This is a genomic window from Micromonospora sp. MW-13 (genome assembly GCF_003434305.1).
Classification (GTDB): domain Bacteria; phylum Actinomycetota; class Actinomycetes; order Mycobacteriales; family Micromonosporaceae; genus Micromonospora.
Genome location: NZ_QKKX01000017.1, coordinates 192,932 through 201,188, shown reverse-complemented (window position 1 = coordinate 201,188; position 8,257 = coordinate 192,932). Strand labels below are relative to the sequence as shown.

General features: G+C 70.2%; 5 protein-coding genes, 2 tRNA genes and 2 pseudogenes. 3 read left to right on the top strand and 6 right to left on the bottom strand.

What is annotated here, in order from left to right:
• From C5N14_RS31735 to C5N14_RS12690, 3 genes and pseudogenes are all read right to left on the bottom strand, one after another.
• Nucleotides 1-394, bottom strand: a pseudogene (locus C5N14_RS31735) (hypothetical protein); the annotation flags it as partial.
• 365 nt (nucleotides 395-759) lie between these two features.
• Nucleotides 760-1,425, bottom strand: a pseudogene (locus tag C5N14_RS12695) (IS701 family transposase); the annotation flags it as partial.
• A gap of 412 nt (nucleotides 1,426-1,837) precedes the next feature.
• Nucleotides 1,838-3,307 (bottom strand): MFS transporter, encoded by a 1,470-nt coding sequence (locus C5N14_RS12690; protein ID WP_165878088.1) that lies wholly within the window; start codon nucleotides 3,305-3,307, stop codon nucleotides 1,838-1,840.
• A gap of 81 nt (nucleotides 3,308-3,388) precedes the next feature.
• On the opposite strand from C5N14_RS12690, the gene C5N14_RS12685 reads away from it, so the two are divergent.
• Together C5N14_RS12685 and C5N14_RS12680 are read left to right on the top strand one after the other, a co-directional pair.
• The gene (locus C5N14_RS12685; RefSeq protein ID WP_117668275.1) at nucleotides 3,389-4,129 is read left to right on the top strand and encodes a TetR/AcrR family transcriptional regulator; all 741 of its coding nucleotides are present in this window, start codon (nucleotides 3,389-3,391) and stop codon (nucleotides 4,127-4,129) included.
• A 131-nt stretch (nucleotides 4,130-4,260) separates the two neighbouring features.
• On the top strand, nucleotides 4,261-4,833 hold the full coding sequence (locus tag C5N14_RS12680; protein WP_117668274.1) for a hypothetical protein: 573 nt from the start codon (nucleotides 4,261-4,263) through the stop codon (nucleotides 4,831-4,833).
• A 400-nt stretch (nucleotides 4,834-5,233) separates the two neighbouring features.
• Here the strand turns inward: C5N14_RS12680 and C5N14_RS12675 are convergent.
• Nucleotides 5,234-5,306: transfer RNA gene (locus C5N14_RS12675), tRNA-Arg, on the bottom strand.
• Nucleotides 5,307-5,342: 36 nt separating this feature from the next.
• A tRNA-Ser gene (locus tag C5N14_RS12670) sits at nucleotides 5,343-5,433 on the bottom strand.
• A 971-nt stretch (nucleotides 5,434-6,404) separates the two neighbouring features.
• Between C5N14_RS12670 and C5N14_RS12660 the strand changes: the two genes are divergently transcribed.
• Nucleotides 6,405-7,271 (top strand): hypothetical protein, encoded by an 867-nt coding sequence (locus C5N14_RS12660; RefSeq protein ID WP_117668272.1) that lies wholly within the window; start codon nucleotides 6,405-6,407, stop codon nucleotides 7,269-7,271.
• Nucleotides 7,272-7,433: 162 nt separating this feature from the next.
• On the opposite strand, the gene C5N14_RS12655 is transcribed toward C5N14_RS12660, so the two are convergent.
• Nucleotides 7,434-8,204 carry a CPBP family intramembrane glutamic endopeptidase gene (locus C5N14_RS12655; RefSeq protein WP_117668271.1) on the bottom strand — a complete coding sequence of 257 codons (771 nt, stop codon included), beginning with the start codon at nucleotides 8,202-8,204 and terminating at the stop codon, nucleotides 7,434-7,436.
• Nucleotides 8,205-8,257: the final 53 nt, after the last annotated feature.

Below are 8,257 nucleotides of genomic sequence, written 5' to 3'. Positions count from 1 at the left end.
CTCCGAGGCCGATGAGCGCCACCCCAAGGCCGATGGACACCACCCCGTACAGGCCGTACAGGCCGCCACTGTAGACCGGTGCGTCGATCTCAGAGCCGCTGATGAACGTCACCCCGATGCCGATGGACGCCACGCCAGCCAGCAGTGTGTGCGCTTTCTCGGTGCTGTTGAGGATGAGAACGGCGGCAGTGGTCAGGACCGCCGCAGCGAGGGTGGCGGGCGCGGACCAGGAGGGCGGGGCCCAGGAGGGCGGGGCCCAGGAGGACGCGAAGGCGGCTACGACCGCTCCGGCCAGGCTCAACGCCAGCAGGACCCGGACCGTGTAGCGGACCAGCGGAGCCCGTGGTGGTAGCCCCCGCAGCCAGGACGTAGCCGTCAGAACGGCCCCCGCCACTGCGGCTGCGGCGACCCCCGGGTAGGCGAATTTGTCACTCAGGACGTTGATCCCCATACCGCCGGCCGCCCCGGTCAACCCAGCGGCAAGCCTCCCTCGCCACCCCAACCGGACCGGTTCCCCGCCCCCACCATGCATAGCCACCACATCAGCATGACTAACACGAGCGAGCGCAGTCACACATCGCGGGACCCGTCCTGCTGACGGCCTGCGGCCCGAATCGGCCGACACGGCACCGGGCAGTGGGTCGTTGTCGTTGCGGTCGGCGGCGACTTGCGCCCAGCGGTCGAAGTCGGTGTGCGCGGCCGGGCGGAACCCGCGAACCAATAGCCGACCCCCGACCGACGCCCGGAATACCCGAATTCGGCGACACCATAATGATTCTCCCGGTGTTCCAACCGCACCCGCAGCGACTTCGACTGTCCGTAGGCCTCGTCCATGGTCACCCACCCCACCGGCACCCCGCTGTCGAGGGCACGGGCCAGCATGTGGCGGGCCATCTGCACCTTGGTGGCGAACTCGACCTCGTCCGGGATACCGGCAGCCCGGCACCGATCCCGATCATCGGTCCACGACGTCGGGAGGTAGAGCTGCCGGTCGATCAACGCGTGACCCTTCGCTGACCGGTAGGCCAGGAACACCCCGACCTGGCAGTTCTCCGTCCGTCCGGCGGTGCCGGAGTACTGGCGTTGCACCCCGGCCGACCGGGTGCCCTTCTTCAGGAAACCGGTGTCGTCGACGATCAGCACACCCGTCGGGTCGCCAAGGTGCTCGACCACGTAGTCCCGCACATCATCACGCACCGCGTCGACATCCCAGTCCGCCCACCGCAACAACCGCTGCATCCCGTCCGGCGACACATCCCCGGCCTGCTCAGCCAGAGTCCAGCCGTTCTTGCGGCCCAAGCCCGAAACCAGGCCGCACAGATACTGACGCGCCCGTCGCCGCGGCTCCGCCCGACGAAACCGAGGCCCGATCCGTGCGCGCAACCGGTCCAACTCGCCATGCCACCGGCCAACATCAACATCCATCACAGGCGGACCAACGAACACGAGCCGAACTCGATTCGCCTACTGCCGTTGCAGTATTAACTCGGCCGCTACCTGCTGCGGTGGCCGGGGCGTCCTCGCTGGGCATGTCACCACCCTGCTCCTGGCTGTGCTTCACCAGGCGTTCCAGTTCCCAAGCGCCCGCACGCGGGCGGGGGTCTGGGGACACCTACGCAGCCGACGTCAGCCGCCGACGCTGACCTCGAAAACGCCGAGGTCAATGTGGTCCCGCTTGGCGCCCGGCAGGGATCAGCCCTGAGTAGTCATCTACGGCCAGATACCTCCCCGTTAAGTGGCCGCCAGTGGGGAGTCTCAACTGGCCACCAACAGGGCATAGTTCGTCTCTCTGTGTGGTAAAAGCAGCGTGCCAGGCGACATATCCGTGGCGTCTTGGTCAGACGTGAGCGGCCTCGACGTCCGTAGCCTCGTGGCCGATGCGTGCGCGGCGCGGTAGCGCTGTCGTTGCGACGGCGGCCAGGATGATGAGCAGCAGTGACAGTGCCAATGCGCCGGCGAGCGCAGTCGAGTAGGCGCTGGTGTCAGCGACCGCCCCAGGTCCGACGGAGCCAAAGAATATGCTGCCGAGGACAGCGACACCGAAGGCGTTGCCGAGTTGCTGCATCGCGGTCAGACTGCCGGATGCCGATCCGACCTCGGGCTCGTCGACCCCGGCGAGGACGATGTCGAAGTAGGGCGCGATGGCCAGTCCCATCCCAGCGCCTACTAGGCCGAGGAAGGGCAGCAGTTGCCACAGCTGGACATCCCCGGCCGCCCAGCCTGTCAGGCAGGCGACGACCATGAATCCGACGGCGATCGCTGCCAGACCAAGTCGCATGGTTCGTCGGGACAGGCCGAGGATTTGGGAAAGCACGAAACCGGCAATCATCCCGACCGCCTGCGGCGCGGCCGCGAGCCCGGCTTGCAGGGGCGTCATCCCCATGCCGAGTTGGAAGTAGAAAGCGATCAACAGTGCGGTGCCCATGACGGCCCCGAAGAACAGTGCGCCGAAGGCGAGCCCGCCGACGAAGGCCGGCTTGGCGAAGAGAGTCGGCGCGATCAGCGTCGCGAGCCTGCGGGTGGCCCGGCGGCGCTGGACGATCCCGAACGCAGCGAGCGCGGCGATGCCTAGCATCAGGATGGCGAAGATCCACCACGCCCACCCGAACTCGCGTCCGTGAACGAGAGCGAAGATGATCGCTGCCATCCCGGCGGCCGCGAGACTTGCCCCGGCTGGATCGAGGCCCACGCCCCGATCGGGCTCGGAGCGTGGCAGCACCAGGGCTGCCGCGACGATGAGCAGGATCCCGATGGGGACGTTGACGGCGAAGATCATCCGCCACCCCCATCCGAAATAGTTCGCGTCGACCAGCCAGCCCGCCAGGATCGGGCCGCCGACACCACCGAGCGCCAGGATCGGGCCGGTGAGCCCGAACGCCACGCCGACCCTCTCGGGAGGGAAGCTCTGCCTGATCAGACCCAGAGCCTGGGGCACCATCATCGAGCCCAGCAGCCCCTGAGCGACCCGTGCCGCGATCAGGAGCTCAGGCGACCCGGCGATCGCGCAGATCAGAGACGCGCCGGTGAACCCGGAGATCCCGATCAGGAACATGGTTTTGCGCCCGTAGATGTCACCCAGGCGCGCACCGACCAGCAGGCCGGCTGCCATCGCGAGGGTGTACCCGGCTGCCAGCCACTGCAGGAACTCTGGGCCGCCGCCGACGTCACGCACGATCGACGGGCCAGCGATGGTCGTGACCAACGCGTCCAGCAGATCGAGGAGATCACCCAACAACACGATGGCGACCACCGCCCAAGCCACCGCAGTGCGACGACCGCCCGCCCCCTCCGACTGCTCTGCCACCACCAGGCCTCCCAAACGATAACAACGTACGCTAGAGCGATAACGCTGTACGCTAGCAGAGTCGAAGCTTGATGGGAGAACTCGTTGACCACACCCGGCCACAGGATCGAAGGCAGCAAAGGCCACGAGGGCGCCTACGTGCCGATCTGGGATCGCGAACCACCCCACCCCCGCAAGTCCCCAGGCCTCACGCGCGAGCGGATCGTCGCAGCGGCAATCGAACTCGCAGACTCTGACGGTCTCGATGGGCTCACCATCCGAGGCGTCGCCGACCACCTCGGGTCAAGTCCTATGACTCTCTACCGCCACATACCGAGCAAGGAAGACCTGATCGACCTCATGCTCGACACCATCGTCGCCGAGCAGGACCTGGGCGGCTTGCCGACCGGCAACTGGATCCACGACCTCACCCGGATCGGCCACCAGCAGCGAGCAGTACGCCTGCGTCATCCATGGTCCGTGGTGCCCCCATCCAGGCCACCAATCGGGCCACACGCACTCCGAAGGATGGAGACAGCCCTCTCAGTCTTCCCAGACGACGTGCCCATCCAGCGTCGCGCCTGGGCGATCACTGTCATCGATGCCTACGTGCACGGTGACGCCAGCGCAGAACTCGCCGAACGAATGGAAGGCATGCGTACCGGGCTGGACAAAGGCCAGTGGCAACGGGCCGTCGCCTCCTACCTCACCAAGACCCTCGCGGCCGGAGATCTGCCACAACTCGCCGCCTACATGACAGCGAATACGGCCAGTCACCGCGATGAGAACTTCACCGACGGCCTACGTGCCGTCATCAGCGGGATTCAAGCTGCACTCACCCGCTGACGCATGACGAACCCGGCTTGCCTCGGCACCTCCACGACGTGCCGCCTCGACACACCTCTTCGTCGAGCATCGTCAGGCGACACGGAGGCCCGGGATTCGGACACTTCTGATACCCCACATCGCCAGCAGACATCACCCGCGTCGTCCGGGCCGCGATCCCACCAGGCGTCGTCCTGGACGGCGAGCTCATCGTGTGGGAGCGAGGCAGGACGAACTTCGCCCAGTTGCAGCGGCGCGTCACTGCCGGCCGGGGTCTCCTCCGCCTGGCCCGCGACTGCCCCACCCACTACGTGCTCTTCGACCTGCTCGCCGACACCGGGGGGCAGGTGATTCTGGACCGGCCGCTGTCGGAGCGGCGGGACCGGCTGGAACGGTTGCTCGCTGGTGCTCCAGCAGCGCTGACTCTCACTCCGCAGACCGGCGACATGCGGCTGGTGGCCGACTGGCTGATGCACTGGACCGTCGCCACCGGCATCGAAGGTGTGGTGACCAAGCAGCTCGGCGGGCGGCATGAGCCGGGCTGGCGCAACTGGTGGAAGTACCACACCCGGATCACCACAGAGGCCATCGTCGGCGGCGTCACCGGCAGCCTGGCACGATCCATCACCAAACTCTCACCCGCCTCACAACAAGGCATCGCCGCCATCATCGACAACCTCCTACGCGTCGAGGAAGCCGCCCGCGAAAGCGGCAAGAACACCTAAAAGCACCCCGGCAGCGTCACCTTGAACACCGGCGCTCGACGAGGGCCGCAATGGCGATCAACCGGCAGCGGCTCGAATGCCGCAGGTCTGGATCGCCGGCCTCGACATCGTCGATCACGAGATGCCAGAGCACCGGACCGAAGACATCTTCCGCAGGCAGGTATCGCCGCGATCCGTCCCGCAGCACATCACAGCCCTATCGATATCTACCGATCAAATCGGTGATCATCAAGCCGAACCCCCGCCGGACCGAACCGAACGCCGCCGGCACCCAGGGGACCGCGCGGGACGTAGGGGATGCTCGTCGGACGAGCAACCACCGAGCAGCCACACGTCCACAAGGGACAGAAAAGCAAAGAGCCCGACCGGCGTTTCCGCAGGTCAGGCTCTTTTGATCTTGTGCGCCCGAAGGGACTCGAACCCCTAACCTTCTGATCCGTAGTCAGATGCTCTATCCATTGAGCTACGGGCGCTCACCGCTCGGCCAGTCTACACACCCGGCTTTCGCGCGGAGACTCCGGGATTCGAACCCGGGAGGGGCTTTAAGACCCCAACCGCATTAGCAGTGCGGCGCCATAGACCAGACTAGGCGAAGTCTCCCTGGTGGCCCGCAGACCACCGGGCCCGAGAATACAGGCCCGCACCCGCCTGGAGCAAAGCGACTATCGGAACGGGGGCCGCCGCACCTGGAAGGACCGCCCGGACCTCGTGGCCGGTCGCTTCCCACCCGGGAACTTTCCTGGTGTGCGGCACCCGGATCAGGGCTACGCTCCATCGGCATGGAGGAGCAGCCGCCGAGCGACCCGCCCCGCCGCGAGCCAGGTGAGGGAGCGCACCGACGCCGTCCTCCGCGCGCGACCTTCACGCCGCCCGTCTCTCCCGGTCCCGCCGCGGCCCCCGCCGACGCCCCATCTCCGGGCACGACTAGGTCACAGCCGCGCCGGGCCCGGGCGGCGGCCCCCACCGTACTCTTCCAACCGCCCGATCCCGACCGGCCGGCACCGCCGCTGCCGGCCCCCAGGTCCACCGCGGGCCGGCCGGCACCGGCCGCCGCCGGAGCTGCAGGGCCGCCTCAGCCGCTGGCGGGTACGGCCAGCCGAGGTGATCAGACACCCAGCGGCGCCGACGACCCGCCGCCCCCGGATTCGGCCGGACCGGTCGCTCCGCGCAACGCCCCTGCCGGGGCTCCTGAGACGGACGTCACCGCCACCGGCTCGGCCGCCGGGGCGCGGGCAGCCCGGAAGGCCCCCGCGCGGAAGGCAACCGCGGCCAAGGAGGCCGCCGGGGCGACCCCGGCCGAGGGGAACACCGACCCGGCCCCGGCCGGAAGGACCGCCGCGTCGAAGAGTGCCACCGCGTCGAGGCGGACGACCGCCGAGCCCGGGAAGATCGCTGAGCGGGGAGAGACCACCGAGCCCGAGGAAGCCACCGAGCCCGGACAGACCTCCCCCCCGAGGAAGGCCGCTGCCCCGAGAAAGGCAACCGCCCCGAGGAAGGCAGCCGCCCCGAAGGCGACCACCGGGGTCGCCCAGCCGAAGAAGGCCGCCACCACCCGGAGGAAGGCCACCCCGATGGAGCCAGCCGCCCCCGAGGCGGCCACCCCCGCGCCGGCCGCGCCGGAGGCAGCTATCCCCGAGAGGACCAGCGCCAAAAGGACCACCGCCGAGAGGATCACTACCGAGACGGTCGCGCCCGCCGAGGCAGTCGCGCCCGCCGAGACGGCCGGTCCGGAGACCGCAGGTACCGAGGCGGATGCCGGGGCGGGCGGCCGGGCGCCGGGGGCGGCGTCGGCGCGTACCGACGTGGGCGGCCTGCGGGCGACGGCCCTGCGGGTGCTCGACCACCCGGGCTTCGCCCCGGAGCTGCTGGCCCTGGCGGCGGTGCGGGCGCTGGGGCCGGGGGCGCACGACTGGGCCGTGTCGCTCCGGGACGCCTACCCCGACGCGACGCCGGACGGGCTGGCCCGGCTCGCGACCCGGCGGTCCGTCCGGCTGGCCACGGCGGGCGGGGCGACGGCGGCGCTCGCGGGCCTGTTCGCGCCGGTCGCGGAGCTGGCGGCGGTGCTCTGGACGCAGGCCGGCCTGGTGCTGCACCTGGCGGCGGCGTACGGCCGGGATCCGGCCGACCCGGAACGGGCGGTGGAGCTGCTGGTGCTGACCCGGGTGCATCCGGACGCGGAGAGCGCCCGGGTCGCGTTGGCGGCGGCGGAGGAGGCGGTGACCGGCCCGGTCGAGCAGCCGTGGCCCCGGGTGGCGGAGGCGGCCTGGCGGTTGGCCGCCCCACTGGCCGCACAGGCCGGGGGGTGGCTGGGGCTACGGCTGGCGTCCAGGCTGGTGCCGGGCGCCGCGGTGCTGGCCGCTGCGGTGGGCGACTCGTCCGCCGCCGAGCGGTTGGCCGCCCGGGCGGTCACCGCCTACCGGCCACCGCGCGCCCGCTGACGGCAGCCCCTACGGGATGGGCGGAGCGGAGCGGGGTTGATCGACCCGGGGTGCGGCATGTCGCGGTCTTCCGAGGACGGGAAGCGCCAGTGTGCCACACATCGCGCCGCCCCACCCCCGGCCCGACCCGCCACGCGGGGGCCGGGTTGCGGGGCGGGCTCGTCAGAGCCAGTCGAACCAGGACCTCGGCAGGAGGGCGTAGCCGACGAAGGCGACCACGTCGAGCAGGGTGTGCGCGACGATCAGCGGCATCACCCGCTTGGTACGCACGTAGAAGTAGGAGAACAGGACGCCCATCACGGCGTTGCCGACGAACGCGCCGAAGCCCTGGTAGAGGTGGTAGGAGCCGCGCAGGACGGCACTCGCGGCGAGCACCGCGCCGAGCCGCCACCGGAGCTGGCGCAGCCGGGTGACCAGGTAGCCGACCACGATCACCTCCTCCAGCACGGCGTTCTGCACGGCGGCGAGGATCAGCACCGGGACCGCCCACCAGACCTCCGGCAGGCCGGCCGGGACCAGGGTGGCGTTGACGCCGAGCTGCGCGGCGGCCCAGAACAGCGCCAGGCCGGGCAGGCCGACGAGCGCCGCCAGGCCGGCGCCCCGGGCCAGGTCGGAGCCGGGTCGGCGCAGGTCCACCCCGAGGGTACGGACAGGGTCGCCGGGGTCCCGCGCCAGCAGGTGTACGGCGAGCAGCACCGGCAGCAGCGCGAAGACGATGCCGAGCAACTGGTACGTCAGGTCGAGCCAGGGGCGGGCCGAGTGGGAGGTGTTCAGCGCGGCGGTCTGCTTCGACAGCGGCCCGGCGGCGGTCAGCTTCGCGATGATCGACACGAACGCGTAGACCGCCGACTGCCCGAGCGAGAGCCCGAGCACCAGCAACGTCTCCGTGCCGAGGACCCGGCGGGACGCCGGGCGGTTGAGCTCAACGGTCACCGCACCACTGTGCCCGACCGGGGGGCCCGCCGGACACGGGCCGAAGGGTCGGC

Bases quoted from the DNA above. Each gene is read 5' to 3' on its own strand.
- C5N14_RS12660 (WP_117668272.1), top strand. From the start codon at position 6,405: ATGGAGCCAGCCGCCCCCGAGGCGGCCACCCCCGCGCCGGCCGCGCCG.